This window comes from Bacillus sp. 11B20, assembly GCF_056098985.1.
This window is the reverse complement of the sequence record NZ_JBLZWZ010000006.1, coordinates 135650-150632: the sequence shown is the minus strand read 5'-3', so window position 1 is coordinate 150632 and position 14983 is coordinate 135650. Positions and strand designations below refer to the sequence as shown.

The 14983-nt window shown below is 44.2% G+C and carries 11 protein-coding genes; 2 read left to right on the top strand and 9 right to left on the bottom strand.

Translation table 11 applies throughout. The annotated features are described in order from the left end of the window. The 8 genes from ACN6NB_RS03495 to ACN6NB_RS03460 all read right to left on the bottom strand — a co-directional run bounded on the left by ACN6NB_RS03495 (window position 1) and on the right by ACN6NB_RS03460 (window position 11959). Complete coding sequence (locus ACN6NB_RS03495; RefSeq protein WP_099663021.1) at window positions 1-1596, bottom strand: sensor histidine kinase; 1596 nt, start codon at window positions 1594-1596, stop codon at window positions 1-3. Between the two features lie 141 nt (window positions 1597-1737). After that, the gene (locus ACN6NB_RS03490) at window positions 1738-4926 is read right to left on the bottom strand and encodes an exosporium glycoprotein BclB-related protein (protein WP_474253235.1); all 3189 of its coding nucleotides are present in this window, start codon (window positions 4924-4926) and stop codon (window positions 1738-1740) included. A 110-nt stretch (window positions 4927-5036) separates the two neighbouring features. Then, window positions 5037-6119 (bottom strand): bifunctional diaminohydroxyphosphoribosylaminopyrimidine deaminase/5-amino-6-(5-phosphoribosylamino)uracil reductase RibD, encoded by a 1083-nt coding sequence (gene ribD / locus ACN6NB_RS03485; RefSeq protein ID WP_126681363.1) that lies wholly within the window; start codon window positions 6117-6119, stop codon window positions 5037-5039. A 283-nt stretch (window positions 6120-6402) separates the two neighbouring features. Next, entirely contained in the window at window positions 6403-8160 is a 1758-nt protein-coding gene (locus tag ACN6NB_RS03480) for a WD40 repeat domain-containing protein (protein WP_058837805.1), read from the bottom strand. A 4-nt stretch (window positions 8161-8164) separates the two neighbouring features. Continuing rightward, window positions 8165-8968 (bottom strand): formylglycine-generating enzyme family protein, encoded by an 804-nt coding sequence (locus tag ACN6NB_RS03475; RefSeq protein WP_039177089.1) that lies wholly within the window; start codon window positions 8966-8968, stop codon window positions 8165-8167. Window positions 8969-9000: 32 nt separating this feature from the next. Further along, on the bottom strand, window positions 9001-9726 hold the full coding sequence (locus tag ACN6NB_RS03470; RefSeq protein ID WP_034282729.1) for a GTP cyclohydrolase II: 726 nt from the start codon (window positions 9724-9726) through the stop codon (window positions 9001-9003). A 266-nt stretch (window positions 9727-9992) separates the two neighbouring features. Next, window positions 9993-10649, bottom strand: a complete 657-nt coding sequence (locus ACN6NB_RS03465; RefSeq protein WP_144491769.1) for a methyltransferase domain-containing protein — start codon at window positions 10647-10649, stop codon at window positions 9993-9995. 962 nt (window positions 10650-11611) lie between these two features. Continuing rightward, window positions 11612-11959, bottom strand: a complete 348-nt coding sequence (locus ACN6NB_RS03460; protein WP_039177084.1) for a YflT domain-containing protein — start codon at window positions 11957-11959, stop codon at window positions 11612-11614. Between the two features lie 221 nt (window positions 11960-12180). Between ACN6NB_RS03460 and ACN6NB_RS03455 the strand changes: the two genes are divergently transcribed. Continuing rightward, a complete protein-coding gene (locus ACN6NB_RS03455; protein WP_041087183.1) occupies window positions 12181-12558 on the top strand; it encodes a YfmB family protein in 378 nt (125 codons plus the stop codon). A gap of 121 nt (window positions 12559-12679) precedes the next feature. Continuing rightward, window positions 12680-13684: an NADP-dependent oxidoreductase gene (locus ACN6NB_RS03450; RefSeq protein WP_058837807.1), complete on the top strand. Its 1005-nt coding sequence runs from the start codon at window positions 12680-12682 to the stop codon at window positions 13682-13684. Window positions 13685-13719: 35 nt separating this feature from the next. Here ACN6NB_RS03450 and ACN6NB_RS03445 read toward each other — a convergent pair whose 3' ends face one another. Continuing rightward, window positions 13720-14862 carry a DEAD/DEAH box helicase gene (locus ACN6NB_RS03445; RefSeq protein WP_058837808.1) on the bottom strand — a complete coding sequence of 381 codons (1143 nt, stop codon included), beginning with the start codon at window positions 14860-14862 and terminating at the stop codon, window positions 13720-13722. Window positions 14863-14983: the final 121 nt, after the last annotated feature.

Sequence of the window (14983 nt, the reverse complement as noted above, 5' to 3'; positions counted from 1 at the left end):
CTATTCCCCCTTTGTGCCTTTCGGTATGTATACAGTAAAGATGGCACCGCCTTCTTTTTGGTTCGCAACTTCAATCCAGCCCCCAAGCTCGTCCAATACTTCTTTCACATTCGCAAGCCCGTAGCCTCGTCCTTCTCCCTTTGACGAATGGCCTCTTGTGAAAATCTGTGACAGTTCCTCTTCATTCACTCCATCACCTGAATCTGACACTTCTATGATAATATCAAACCCAATATCTGTGATGAATAGGTCTACCTCGCGCTTCTCCTTATTTAATACAGCTTCAAAAGCATTATCTACGAGATTGCCAATGATGGTGATAAAGTGAGATAGACTTAAATGAGCTGGGAGCGGCTCTAGTGAGCTATTTTCATCAATGTGGAAATGGACTTTCTTCTCAGATGCTTTCCCTAGCTTGCCAAGTAAGATCGCTTGTATTTTAGGAGACCGAATCTGCTTCATGAGTAAATCGTGCTGTCGGTTTTGCAGATGATATTCTTCTTTAATCAAGTCGATGGCTTCATCGACTTGATTCAGCTCAAGCAGGCCTAAGATGGCATACAGCTTATTTGAGAATTCGTGCGTTTGTGCTCTCAGGTCTTCTGAATACTGGCTGACCTCTGTTAATGTATCCAGCAGCTTCGTCAGTTCGGTTTTCTCCCTAAAGCTCACAATCCCTCCGAATACTCGATTGTCCTGCATTACCTTTTTCACATTTAAAACATAGGTTTTATCATTGACGACGGTTTCGATGTTAGGTTCAATCGTCTCTGCCTTTAAATAGAAAAGAAGTTTGGCATTTGGCAAGACTTGATCAATATGAAGGGGCAGTTCTGATGAGACGCGCAGCATATGTTCAGCTGATGTATTCATCATCGTAATCGCGCCTTTCTGGTCAAACGCAATGATCCCTTCTTTTATAGCGAGCAGCATCGCTTCTCTTTCTCGATACAGCGAAGCAATTTCATGCGGCTCAAGCCCTAATGTATCTTTTCGAATACTCTTCGTTAAAAAAATCGCACCGAATATGCCAGGCAAGAGCACTAAAAGGGCAATATAGCTAAGCTTCAATAGCTGATGAGCTGTTGCTTGATCGATTTCCTTTTTTAAAAATTCGACGGTGACTGTCCCAATAATTTCTTCATGCCCTTCTGTTTCTTTCATAATGGGTGCACTGCCTCTGACAACGGTTTCACCATTAGAATCATCAGTGGATATAGAAGTTCCTCCAAATAAGAGGGTACTTCTTCCTTCCGATACACTGATGGTTTTTCCTACGTCCTCATGATTCGTATGAATAAGAACCTTTCCTTTTCGGTTGGTAATGAAGATGGCATGTGCTCTTACTTGCTCCTTCATTTGCTCAAGCACTGCCTGTTCTTCATTTTGGGAAGCTGACACCGCCACCGATGCTTTAATGGGCGGCATATATGATATCGTTCTAGCGGTCTGCACCGCCAGCTGTTCAGCTTGTCCCTGCCTTTCCGATGTCTGCAGAAAACCAAAACAAATGGTTAATAATGCAATGACAACAAGCAAAAGCCCGATAATTAACCCCAAAATTTTCGTTTGTAAAGTAACTTTCCTTTTGCCCATCCTCACCGCCACAACCCCTAATTCAGTAGATTCACCCGAATAGACTCTAAGAAAATGATATCATTTTTTCTTACTAAGTTAAGAGAAAATTCTTTCAAACAAAAAAGGACGACTCAGAATCGAGTCATCCCTGTATACCTATTACGTGATCGATAAACCAGCACTCGCATAGCCTGCTACGGTATTTACTAAGGATAGTCCTGTAGCGGATGCAGAGAATACAACAAGCAATCTTGTTTCAGGTGTGACTGGTACATTTAGACCAGTCGCAATACCGTTTGAAATAGCACCCAGTGTTAAAACTCCAGTTAAAGCTGGGGCTAATGTGACACTCGCTACTTGTGTAAAGCTGTTATTTGGTGTCGGTGAAGCGAACAGACTAGCCGTTACGGTAACACTCGTGCCAACTAAAGAAAGAGCTGCTGTTGTGCTGAAATAGCCGGCAAATGACGTGATTGTTCCAGCTCTCGGAACTGAGAACGCCATGTTGATTAATGTACCCGCAGCGCCTGTTAAATCAATAACTCCGCCTACAATACTGACACCTGTCGCTGAGTTACCAAATCCGATCAAACTGGATGTTCCAACAAGTCCGCCTGCAATTGTTGTCAGGACAGCAGGTGTACCTGAAGCAAATGGAATGATCGCACTCGATCCTGTCACACCTGTTGGACCTGTTGCTCCGGTACCTGTGACGCCGGTGGCTCCGGTTACTCCTGTTGCACCTGTTAAACCTGTGGCACCAGTGGCTCCGGTTACTCCCGTTGCTCCTGTTGCTCCGGTTACCCCAGTTGCACCTGTTAAACCCGTGGCGCCAGTGGCTCCGGTTGCTCCTGTTACTCCTGTGACGCCGGTGGCTCCGGTCGCTCCTGTACCCGTGACTCCCGTTGCTCCTGTATCACCCGTAACACCAGTGGCTCCGGTTACTCCCGTTGCTCCCGTTGCTCCTGTTGCTCCGGTTACCCCAGTTGCACCTGTTAAACCCGTGGCGCCAGTGGCTCCGGTCGCTCCTGTTACTCCTGTGACGCCGGTGGCTCCGGTCGCTCCTGTACCCGTGACTCCCGTTGCTCCTGTATCACCCGTTACCCCAGTTGCTCCGGTTACTCCTGTTGCTCCCGTTGCTCCTGTATCACCTGTTACCCCAGTTGCCCCGGTTACTCCTGTTGCTCCGGTAATACCTGCGGCGGCCAATAACGTATAGTCTGGGGACGTATCTGGTGTACCTGTTGGTGGTGTTGTATTCACAACATAGGTTCCACCTTCATATGTCACCACTTGACCTACTGGATAGGTTGGGGCTGTAGCTGGGTCAAACGCCAGGATGCCAGTTAATCCTACACCCGTTACTCCGGTGGCTCCCGTTGCTCCCGTTGCTCCCGTTGCTCCCGTTGCTCCAGTAACACCTGTGACGCCGGTCGCTCCTGTATCTCCTGTGGCTCCGGTCACTCCTGTACCCGTGACTCCCGTTGCTCCTGTATCACCCGTTACACCAGTTGCTCCTGTCGCTCCGGTTACTCCTGTGACTCCAGTATCACCGGTTACCCCAGTTGCTCCTGTGACGCCGGTGGCTCCGGTAACACCTGCGGCTGCTAATAACGTATAGTCTGGAGAAGTATCCGGTGTGCCTGTTGGCGGTGCTGTATTGACCAGATATGTTCCGCCTTCATATGTCACCACTTGACCTACTGGATAGGTTGGCGCTACTGCTGGATCAAACGCTGCGACTCCGGATAAACCGACTCCAGTCGCTCCAGTCACTCCTGTTGCCCCGGTTTCACCAGTTACCCCTGTTGCACCTGTTGGTCCTGTGACGCCGGTGGCACCAGTTTCTCCTGTCGCTCCTGTGACCCCTGTTGCACCTGTTTCACCGGTGGCTCCCGTACCAGTAGCTCCCGTTGGACCAATTTCCCCCGTCGCTCCCGTAACACCAGTGGCACCGGTTGGACCAATTTCTCCTGTTGCTCCTGTGACGCCAGTGACTCCGGTTGGACCAACCTCTCCCGTTGGTCCTGTCACTCCTGTTGCGCCGGTGGAACCCGTGACTCCTGTACCGGTTGCTCCTGTAACGCCAGTCGCTCCTGCAGCGGCCAATAACGTATAATCTGGTGACGTATCTGGTGTGCCTGTTGGTGGCGCCGTGTTAACAAGGTAGGTTCCTCCTTCATATGTCACCACTTGACCTACTGGATAAGTTGGCGCTACTGCTGGATCAAACGCTGCGACTCCGGATAAACCGACTCCAGTCGCTCCGGTCACTCCTGTTGCCCCTGTTTCACCAGTTACCCCAGTTAAACCTGTTGGTCCTGTGACGCCGGTTGCTCCTGTTTCACCTGTTGCACCGGTTGCTCCTGTACCAGTGGCGCCGGTTGGACCAATTTCCCCCGTTGCTCCTGTGACGCCAGTCGCTCCCGTTTCACCTGTGGCTCCGGTTGCTCCTGTGCCGGTGGCGCCGGTTGGACCAATTTCCCCCGTTGCTCCTGTGACGCCAGTCGCTCCCGTTTCACCTGTGGCTCCGGTTGCTCCTGTTCCAGTGGCGCCGGTTGGACCAATTTCCCCCGTTGCTCCTGTGACGCCGGTCGCTCCCGTTTCACCTGTTGCACCGGTTGCTCCTGTGCCGGTGGCGCCCGTAACTCCTGTCGCTCCTGCAGCAGCTAAAAGCGTATAATCTGGGGAAGTATCGGGTGTACCTGTTGGCGATGCTGTGTTTACAAGATACGTCTCGCCTTCATATGTCACCACTTGACCTACTGGATACCCTGGTGCCGCTGCCGCATCAAACGGAACAACTCCAGTTAGACCTACACCGGTAGCGCCGGTTGCCCCAGTCGGACCGGGATCTCCCGTAACACCTGTTGGTCCTGTACCTGTTGCTCCTGCAGCAGCTAAAAGCGTATAGTCCGGTGATGTATCAGGCGTCCCTAATGGCGGTGCTGAATTGACCACATACGTACTGCCATCGTATGTCACCACTTGCCCTACTGGGTAGGCTGATGCTACTGCTGGATCAAATGCCAGAATGCCTGTTAAACCTACGCCTGTTGGACCGATTGGACCTGCTGGACCTGCCGGACCCGCTGGACCCACTGCACCCGCTGGACCTGCTGGGCCTCTTCTTCCTCTCCCGCCTGGCGGACCTTGAATCACACAAACACAAGGATCTTTTCCGCAGCAAGGATTTTTCACTGGTTTTCCTGGCTTCCCTGATCTTCCTTTCTTACAACTATCACATTCCCAGCCATCATCCTTATACGCATCATACCAGCTTCCTTTTTGGTAGTGGTCTGTCGAATGAGTTGGATATGTCTTTTCGCATTGTCTACATCTTCTCATAGAATCACCCCCATCCATCGTATTCATCATGATTTAGAAAGGTGTATGTACACTTTTATTTTTTTATTAATCAAAAGACCTTGCACTTCATATACAAGGTCTTTCTTTCATTAAAGTCTCATCGTCATTTTTAAATCTTTTCCTACCATACTATAATCCATATCTTTTGGACGGATGGCTTCTTTTAATGTTTTCGTACCTTCTCCTTCAAAGAAAGTAGGTGCATCTTTCCCTCCAATTAATAATGGTGCCATATAAATAATGACTTCGTTCACAAGTGATGCTTCTAAAAAGGATGCACTCACACTTCCTCCCGCCTCCACAAGTACCGACATGACAGAACGCTTCTTCAGCATGCGTAACACATCATGGATGTCTGTCCGATTTTCTCCGCTTGTGATAAAGACCTGATGTCCTTTTTGCACCAGTTGATGGTATTTTTTTTGATCGTACTTGTTTGAGGTACAAATAATGGTTTCTGCCATATGATCGTTTAAACATTTCGCATGAAGCGGAATCCTTAAGGTGGAATCTAAAATGACACGAATGGGCTGTGTCACGAATGAATCTTTTACAATAAGACCTGCATCATCTTGAATAATGGTTTCGACGCCTGTTATCACAGCATCTGCTTCTTGACGTAATTGCTGCACTTCATTCCTCGCTTCTGTTCCCGTAATCCATTTGCTTTCTTGATGAGCTGTTGCAATTTTTCCGTCTAACGAAATGGCTGTTTTTAATATGACATATGGAAGATCTGATTGTATGGAATGAAAAAAAGGAAGATTTAAGCTGTCCGCTTCCCGTTTACATATCCCTTCTTCTACTTCTATCCCTGCTTGTTTCAACATCGTGACCCCTTTACCTGCTACACGCGGATTTGGATCCCCAGTGGCAATGACCACACGTTTCACCCCGCTCTTTATTATCGCTGCTGAGCAAGGCCCTGTTTTTCCATGATGCGAACAAGGTTCGAGCGTCACATACATATGAGCTCCCTTCGCCTTATCTCCTGCCATTTGCAGCGCATGAATTTCAGCATGCGGTTCGCCAGCCTTCATGTGAGCACCAATTCCAACAATCTCACCTTTTTTGACTACCACTGCCCCGACAAGCGGATTTGGTGAGGTTTGTCCTTTCATGGCCTTTGCGTTGGCAATCGCTAGCTTCATATAAAAAACATCGTCTTTCATGTAAGTCTCCTTTCCTCTCTTTCAAGGGAAAGAACTCCTTCAGGGAATGAAGGAGTTCTATTCTCATGTGCTATATTTTTTCCATCCGTTTCTTTTCAGATCGATCATAGTAAGGCAAGGAATAAAAAAGTTTATAAGATGCTCGTTGTTTACAAAAACAGCATTTGCGACATTCATATTTATTAATGAGGAGCACATGCGGACAATTGAGTACAGACAGACCTTTTTTCATATGTTCCTTGCAAACACTTATCATGAGAATCCCCCGCTTACATTCTTTTTCTTAATGAGAGATTACTTCTTTCGGAAATTGTTCAAATAAGCGTAATACTTCGGTATGCGTCCCATCTTCTCGAACGTGATAAATCCCGCCGTCGTATGAGCTTGCGTATACATCATTGCCTAATTGTCTGATGGCACTAATCCCATTTTTGGCAATTCTAATTGGGCCGGTGTTGACATCCAGCTCTGGATTCCACACTACGATATAGCCCCAATAATCGCCGCTTACAATATAGCCAGAGTCTGTGACTGTGACCGATTTAATCGAATACTGGTGTTCGTTATGCTGGTCTAAAATTCTTCCAGTATGCAAATCAAACAATCTCACATTCTTGTCACGGCTGACAATGGCGATACGATCTCGTTTACTATCAATAAAGACATCATTTAACAGCTCTGTCGCACCGATGTATTCCGCTTTTAAGGATAAACTCTTTTTATCTAAAAGACAGATGGTTCCTTCAACCGCTGCTGTGATGATATGATCTCCTTCTACCTTTAATGCTTTGACCGCACAATCGTGTGCTTTGGAACGGCCGATTTCCTTTAAGTGTTCTGTTGAAATGACATGGACATAACCGCCGTAAGTTCCAATATAAAATTGACGATCCTCCTCGTGGAAATACACGCTGTTGACCGGACCTGTGTTGAGATCAAACGAAACCATTTGCTGTAATGATTCATGAACAATATGCACCTGACTTGCATGGTCTCCCCACGCATAATAGCTTCCATCCCGTGCAACAGCTACTCCATTCGTTAAAACGCCCGTTGATTTAGCAATTTCCATTCCATTTTTTCTGAATTTTCCATCATCTGATGCGGTAATAATATCACCTGCATCAGTCAGCGCAATGTCATTGATAGATGGTGTCGCCATTTCGATCTCATCTGATATGACTTTGCCCTTTTCAATCGACCATTCACAATATGTTTTTCCAAAGCTGGCTCCTAGTATTGACTTCTCATCCTCTGTCCAGACAAGCGAGCGCTCCCACTGATATTTATGAGGCAGCAGTGTATCGACTAAATCACCTGTTTCATAATTCCACAGCTTAATTAAATGGTCGTAGCCTGCTGTCAGCAAGTAATTACCGCTTGGAGAAAAATTCACGCGCTTGACGCCCTGTAAATGGGCTTTGATGATTTTCTTCTCCTGTAAAGTCGCCGCATCGTAAATAATAACGGTGCCATCATCTCTGCCAAGTGCGAATACTTCTTTTTGATTGCTGCCGCTGATCGTATCCAGTTCATAATCAAACGGGCCAATTTCCCCTACAATTTCTCCGGTCTCATACAGCCATACAAGGACGTATCCATCATCACCTGTTGTGTAAGCTTTATCACCATGTATCCATACAGCTAATACATCTTTGCTATGACCATGGAATTCTCTTAAAATAGCACCCGTTTCGATATCCCAGACTAAGCATCTTCTATCTCTGGATACGGATACAAGCAAAGTATCCTGCTTCGCAAAAGCGACGGCTTCTACATCATCCGCATGACCAAACAACGTGCGGATTCGTGTATTTGTGCCTGTATCATATAATTGAATGGTATAGTCTGACGATGCACTCGCTAAATACTTTCCGTTTTCAGAAAGAGATATTGAGTTAATGATATGCTCGTGACTGCCAATGAACGTTCCTTCTCCTGTCTCCCGGTTCCACTGATAAATACAGCGGTCATAGCCGCCAGTGTAAACGATTTGGTCGTGCTGAGTTGATAAAACAGATGTAATTGGTCCTCTATGCATAGTTTTACACTCCCACCTTTATATGTTGTTTTTGACGAGTCACTAAACGAAAACCAGTAAATCGAAAAACGGGATCTGGGTGCTTCCCGTGTCTTCTTGCGACTCTGCATAAATCTCCACCTCTTGCGAAGGAGCCGCCTTTTAAAATGTAGTAGTCACTTCCGAGTGTTTCCGTTAAATCATCGACGACCTCGATGCCGCCTTCATATACGTGATATTTGGTGTTGACCCATTCCTCGACGTTGCCCCCCATATCATAAAGACCAAATAAGGATCTGCCCTTTTCGTAATGACGGACAGGCGTCGTTTTTTCAATATTTGATTCGTGTGTATTGCAGTAAGAAGGATCAAACTCATCTCCCCACGGGTATTGATTTCTCGTGTTTCCCCGGGCAGCATACTCCCATTCTTCTTCCGTAGGAATCGACACATCCATCCCCAGTTTCCCGCTCAGCCACTGACAGAACGAGAAGGCTTCCTCAATGTCCATGCCCCAAGCTGGATGATCTTTTCCCCCGCCAAGCTCTTCGTTCGTTAAGCTCTCTGGGTATGTCTGTCCTGTTTCATCACAATAGCTTTGATACAGTTCATTGCTGACGACCGTATCTGAGATAAAAAATTCGTTGATATACGGCTGATAGGATGGAAATTCTTTGTACAGCCATTTTTGAAATTTTTTCTCACGGCCGTAGGTTGGATTGAGCAGCTTGTCCTTCCAGTATTCTGATGCCTTTTTCATATCTTCTTCATTACTTCCAATCGTTGCATAGCCGCTTGGAATTTGAATCCAATTGATATCAGGTTTCACGCTTTTCTCCCGCCTTCTTTCAATAAACTCGTCTATTGATTAATTAATTTCTTCTCATCGACCATATGCCCTGAGGCTGCTTTTGCCTTTAAATAGGCTTCATTGTAGAGAGAGGCTTCGACCGTATGATCAAACCGCAAAACAGGAAGACCGTAAGCTGCAATAGAATCGACTTTATCTGGATTGTTCGTTAGTAAATGCAATGGTTTCCCTTTGTTTAAATAGTGCAAAACTGCTGCTGCTTCCTCGTAATGCCGATCATCATCCCCGCAGCCGATCAGGCGGTTGGCTTCAAAAGTATCCAGCTGCATTTCCTGTAATTTATACGTCAATGCTTTTGCCATCAGCCCAATAGACCGCCCTTCTTGATTGGCCATATACACCAGCATACCTTTTCCGTAATCGGTGATTTTCTTCAGTGATAATGCAAGCTGTGGACCACAGTCACATTTCAGTGACCCAAACACATCACCTGTTTGGCAGACACTATGGATTCGCACAAGCGGCGGCCGTTCATTTTCAAAGTCGCCAAATAAGAGACAAGAGGAAAAGGTTTGCTGCGCGGTACTCATTTGGACAATCGATTCGATCGTTGGTTTTGTATCCCGTTCAACAGGTGCGAAGGCATACCACTTAAATGGCACTTCTTCATGTTGAATGGAAATTGGCAAATTCACAGGCCCCACGAGCAAATAGTGTTTTTCTTGAAAGGTAAAATGATGAATCATTGATTGTAATTCATCTACAAACTTGTTCATTTGTCTCCCCCCTATTCATCACTGCACCCATAGCGCAGTGATGGAGTGATGAATATGTGTACGCACTCCCTCTGCCTGTGTGCTCCCGCAGAAGGAAATGAATGTGCAGTGTCTCTCATCGCTTTAGACCTTGTCCATTTCCAGTACAAAGGAGCAGAAATCTTGGTTCATATGCTTTTTTTGTCAGAGCAGCAAACACCCTTGATTGGCAGGCGCTCTTTCTTAACATGAACACCTCTGCTAGCTTTGAATCACTCACCTTTGTACTAGATTTTGACGGCAATGACATGATGCTGGCTTATTCCGGCCTTCGCTTGTAATGGTGATATGGATACAAGCTCAAGACCTGATGTACAAATTTTTTCGCCAAGCTGAGAATCTGAAAACGAAAAATGAAAACGGCCATCTTCTCCGATTAATCCTGTTTTCCACTCTTCTCCCCAGACAACAAGTGAAAAGACACCGCCTTCATGAAGTAAAGAAGAGACCTGTTTTAAATAACGTTCATGATCATCAGGATGTTGATGATGAAAGCAGCCATGATCTAAAATCAAATCAAACTGCATCCCGCGTCCCTGATCCATGGACCATGACATAAAATCTTGATGAACAAAGTGGACAGGAACTGTTTCTCTTTTCTGTAACCCTTCCCACTCCTCATGCTCATACAGATCGATACCGACATATGCGGAAAGCCCGCTTAAATGTTCAAGTGCACGGCCGTTGCCGCACCCGATATCCAGTACAGAAGCAAGTGCATTCTTTTCCCTTGAACGCCATGCCTTTAATGACATCACTGCTGCGTCTGTTAAGGATGGATCAGTGGACCACATATCTGTTCTTTGCTCATAATGCTCTTGGAATGCCATGCGCATCTTTTCTAAATACAATTCACTGTCTTCATGGTACAAAGCCTTTTTCATCATGAAACCTCCTTCAATTCACAATCGTCTTTTCGGGTAAAGGTGGTTTTCAAGCCAAAAACCTTATGTTAAAATGAAAGATGGATTTTTTAGGAAAATCTGTTTGTCTGAAAAAGGAGAGAAGCATCCCACATGTTCACTCTTCTTTTTCAGCATTCATCCTCCTCATATGCAGCCGTTTGAAGGCCGCCTCGCCTCAGCTTATTCTCTCTTTTTTTCATATGAGTTCACCTCCTTCACCGTTCGATCAACTCACACTCTTTATTGAAACCGCTTTCTCTTTTGTATAAGGACTTAACGCCTTTTGACTATCTCTTGCAAAGTGTTCATAGTAGAAAAACCAATCTACTGTTTAGATTGACTATCATTTTTTCTTCAAGTACATGATTCTTTGCTTTGTTTTAGTAAACCCTTTTGTAACTTAAAGGCGCTTAGGCCTTGGTTTCTGCCACCCCCTTTCACTAAGTGATGCTCCGAATAAACTCATCAGAAATTTAACAACTAATTCCATAATGACTGGAATAAGCCAAATATATTGTTTTTAGTTTATTTTGTCAACAAATTATTTCCTAAACATTAAAATGAATTTCCTAATTGAAAATACAGGTATTTTTCGTGGTTTTTTGACCTTAAAACAATTATTTCTACATAAAAATACAATTTAAACCAATAGAACTAAGAAATTTATCTACTAAATTACACAAGTTTTTTATTTAATTTTAAATCAAAATAGAAAGATACAATAATTATTTCCCGAATGGTTTTTTGTGATATTTCGACTATTTTTTTCTGATTCCCCATGTTTTTCTTTGGTATAGCGGCATTTTCAATTAGAGCGTTTACTATTTATTCCATACTTATGTATTTATTTATTATCATAAAAAAGATATATGTCTCTCCTTCAGACATGGAAGCATGAAAAAAAGCCCCTTACAAAAGTAAGAGGCTTTTTCAGTTGGCGTTTACGCCCAGTTTTTCACTTTTTCATGATCTGTGACAAAGAGAAGCACTTTCCCTTCATCTAAATGTTCTTCAAATGTCTCAGCTTCTTCTTTGGTGAAACCAATTTCATGAATTTTATTGCGGAGTTCATCTCCCTTTTTACTAAAGATGTTCCCAACCGCATGTTTAAGTCCAACTTCTCTTGAGCCTATCGTATTGGCATCTGCATTATTTGCAATACGCTCTGTTCGATCATCGTCATGGGATAGAACATAAATGTCCTCTCTTGCAACACCGATCGATTTTAATTGCTCTACATCTCTTTGAAGTGTTTCATCATTTGAATACTCTCTTACAACAGGTTTCATTTTATATTCCTCCTTTAACGTCTTACGAATCTTTTACCCGTCACTTTTGACATTAAACCTTACAAGAGCACATCCAATTTGCTTAATGAACATACCATGCCTATCGACTTATTTTTGACAAAAAGCCTGTTGAAATGACTAAATTTTCTGAAATATCGTGTTCATTCCTGTTGATTTGTTGTACAATTCTTATACTGGAGGCTAGAAATGAGGGAGAGCTGATGTATTACTTTTCAGCGGAGCAGCAGTTTAATGCTTGGGTTGTCAGTGATTTGGTGAAACAGCTTTTTCAAAAGTGGAATCCTGAAGAAGCGAATACAAAGCCGCTTACATTGTTTGCCGAACAGCACTTTCGCATCTCCATTGATTATCTCTTTTCCATCATTATTAACATTGGAGATATCGAGTCAATTGATCAAGATCCACAAGACCTGTTGTCCTCATATTTGAATATCCTTTTTCCTTTTGTGACGCGCGATATGATGAAAGCCTCCATGCAAAATGCAAACGAATATTTGTTAAAAGAACGTGATGCGGATGTGTATCAGCTGTTTGGCTGTCTCCCGCCGCTCCTCTCTGTATCTTTTCAGAAAAAGTAGTCCCCTTCGATGAGATGGCGGCTGCTTTTTTGTGTGTGTTTTGAAAAGACCGTATGTTTTGAACGAAAAGAAGCATCATGTTAATGTAAATCTAGGCTGTAAGTGAAAGGGAGGATTTGACATGAGTCAACAAAAGCAAATTCAATTAGCTAAACGTCCAAAAGGATTACCTACAAAAGATGTTTTTCATTTTGAAACAGTAGATATACCTGTACCGCAAGATGGAGAGGTCTTGGTTCAAACGAAATATGTTTCTGTAGATCCTTATATGAGAGGACGAATGCAGGATACAAAATCCTATACACCTCCGTTCAAGCTAAATGAAGTGATTCAGGGCGGTGTCGTCGGAGAAGTCGTTGAGTCGAAATCGCCTCAATTTGAAAAGGGTGATTTTGTCCTTGGATTCCTTGGCTGGCAAGAATATTCCACTGCCAAAGCTGAATCTCTGACTAAAATTGATCCGTCCATTGCGCCATTGTCCTATTATTTAGGCATCTTGGGGATGCCAGGGCAAACCGCTTACTTTGGCCTGCTTGCGATTGGTCAGCCAAAAGAAGGCGAGACGGTTGTCATTTCTGGAGCCGCAGGTGCCGTTGGTTCCGTTGTGGGACAAATCGCTAAGATCAAAGGCGCACACGTCGTGGGAATTGCCGGATCTGATGATAAACTCGCTTATTTAAAAGAATTAGGCTTTGATGAAACGATTAATTATAAAACAACGAATGATTTAGATGATGCGATTGCAAAAGCCTGTCCTAACGGCGTTGATGTGTACTTTGACAACGTAGGCGGCGAAATTTCAGATGCGGTGATGAATCATTTGAACCGTTTTGCACGCATTCCAGTATGCGGTGCCATTTCTTCTTATAATATTAGCGCAAGCGAAGATATCGGTCCGCGTGTGCAAACAAAACTCATCAAAACAAGCGCATTGATGCAGGGATTCATCGTTGCCAACTATTCAGATCGTTTTGGAGAGGCAGCGAAGGATCTCGCACAATGGGTAAAAGAAGACAAACTCACATATAAAGAAACAATCATTGAAGGCTTTGATAACATTCCTGATGCATTCCTTGGATTATTCAAAGGGGAAAATGTCGGAAAACAGCTTGTCAAAATTTCATAACAAAAAAGGACCCTCCATGTGGAAGGGTCCTTTTCTTATGCCTGCTTGGGCGCAAGCTGCAGCTGGCCTTGCTTATACACAATTTCTTCAAGCGAAAGATTTAGCTTTTTCGCCATTTTTTTCAGCATTGATTGCTCTTGAGGTGTGACAAGACTGATGACTGCGCCTTCTTTTCCAGCACGTCCGGTTCTGCCTGAACGGTGGATGTAGCCCTCTTCATTTGGCATATCTGCATGAATGACATATGGCAGGTCATCAATATCGATTCCTCTTGCTGCAATATCTGTTGCAAGGAGGAGCGGGAATTCACGCTGTTCAAATGATTTTAATATTACAGCACGCTCAGCTTTTTTTGCTTCACTATGAAGGACACCAAGGTCGACATGGTGATACGCTAATTTCTCTGCATAAATGCTTAAGTTCGTAATGTCACGCACAAAAACGAGCGCCTGCATGTCCTCAAGCCGTGATAGCTTTTGCAGTAGTTTCACTTTGTCACGCTGATCACATAACAGATAATAGTGACCCACTTTCTGCGCTTCTTCCTCACTTCTAGCAATTTTCAATACTTCTGGTTCAGATGTCATTTCTTTGATCAGCTGAACGGTTTCTTCTTTCAACGTGGCAGAAAAACAAAGGATTTGTCTTTCTTTTAATGTGGACTTAATGATCGCTTGGATCGTTTTCATATGCTCTGGCACAAGAAGTTGATCTGCTTCGTCTAATACGATCGTTTTGACTTCATGCATTTTCAGTTTCTTGATTTTGATTAATTCTTGTACTCGGCCAGGTGTCGCCACAACGATGTTCGGGTGTTTCTTTAGCTTTTCTTGCTGCTTCTTGATGTTCGCTCCACCAATCAAGGAAACCGCTTTGATGTCTGATCCTTGTTTGAACTCTTGCACGACATCAAAGATTTGCATCACAAGCTCTCTTGAAGGTGCCAAGATTAAGACTTGCGGATGCTTGATATTGACATCAATTTTATTTAAAAGCGGCAGAACATACGCAAGTGTCTTCCCCGTTCCAGTTGGCGATTCTGCGATCACATCACGCTTCTCCGTAATCCACTCTGCTGTTTTTTCTTGTATAGCTGTTGGTTTTTCGAAGCCAGCCGCTTGAAAGTTCTCTTGAATAAATGGCTTTGCTTCTTTCAAAAATGCCCAATTTTCCGTCATGTCGATCTCCTTTATCCTCATTCAATCTATCCTTTAGTATCTCAAAATCAGCTTTGAAACGCAATTTTTCTTTTGATGCTTTTATCGAGCCGGACAGTTCGATATAATCATGAGAGGCACT

What these genes read in the sequence shown, in the direction of transcription:
- ACN6NB_RS03470 (WP_034282729.1), bottom strand. Translation starts at nt 9,726, where the DNA reads ATGAACAAGTTTGTAGATGAATTACAATCAATGATTCATCATTTTACC.
- ACN6NB_RS03490 (WP_474253235.1), bottom strand. Translation starts at nt 4,926, where the DNA reads ATGAGAAGATGTAGACAATGCGAAAAGACATATCCAACTCATTCGACA.
- ACN6NB_RS03480 (WP_058837805.1), bottom strand. Translation starts at nt 8,160, where the DNA reads ATGCATAGAGGACCAATTACATCTGTTTTATCAACTCAGCACGACCAA.
- ACN6NB_RS03445 (WP_058837808.1), bottom strand. Translation starts at nt 14,862, where the DNA reads ATGACGGAAAATTGGGCATTTTTGAAAGAAGCAAAGCCATTTATTCAA.
- ACN6NB_RS03465 (WP_144491769.1), bottom strand. Translation starts at nt 10,649, where the DNA reads ATGAAAAAGGCTTTGTACCATGAAGACAGTGAATTGTATTTAGAAAAG.
- ribD (WP_126681363.1), bottom strand. Translation starts at nt 6,119, where the DNA reads ATGAAAGACGATGTTTTTTATATGAAGCTAGCGATTGCCAACGCAAAG.
- ACN6NB_RS03450 (WP_058837807.1), top strand. Translation starts at nt 12,680, where the DNA reads ATGAGTCAACAAAAGCAAATTCAATTAGCTAAACGTCCAAAAGGATTA.
- ACN6NB_RS03455 (WP_041087183.1), top strand. Translation starts at nt 12,181, where the DNA reads ATGTATTACTTTTCAGCGGAGCAGCAGTTTAATGCTTGGGTTGTCAGT.
- ACN6NB_RS03460 (WP_039177084.1), bottom strand. Translation starts at nt 11,959, where the DNA reads ATGAAACCTGTTGTAAGAGAGTATTCAAATGATGAAACACTTCAAAGA.
- ACN6NB_RS03495 (WP_099663021.1), bottom strand. Translation starts at nt 1,596, where the DNA reads ATGGGCAAAAGGAAAGTTACTTTACAAACGAAAATTTTGGGGTTAATT.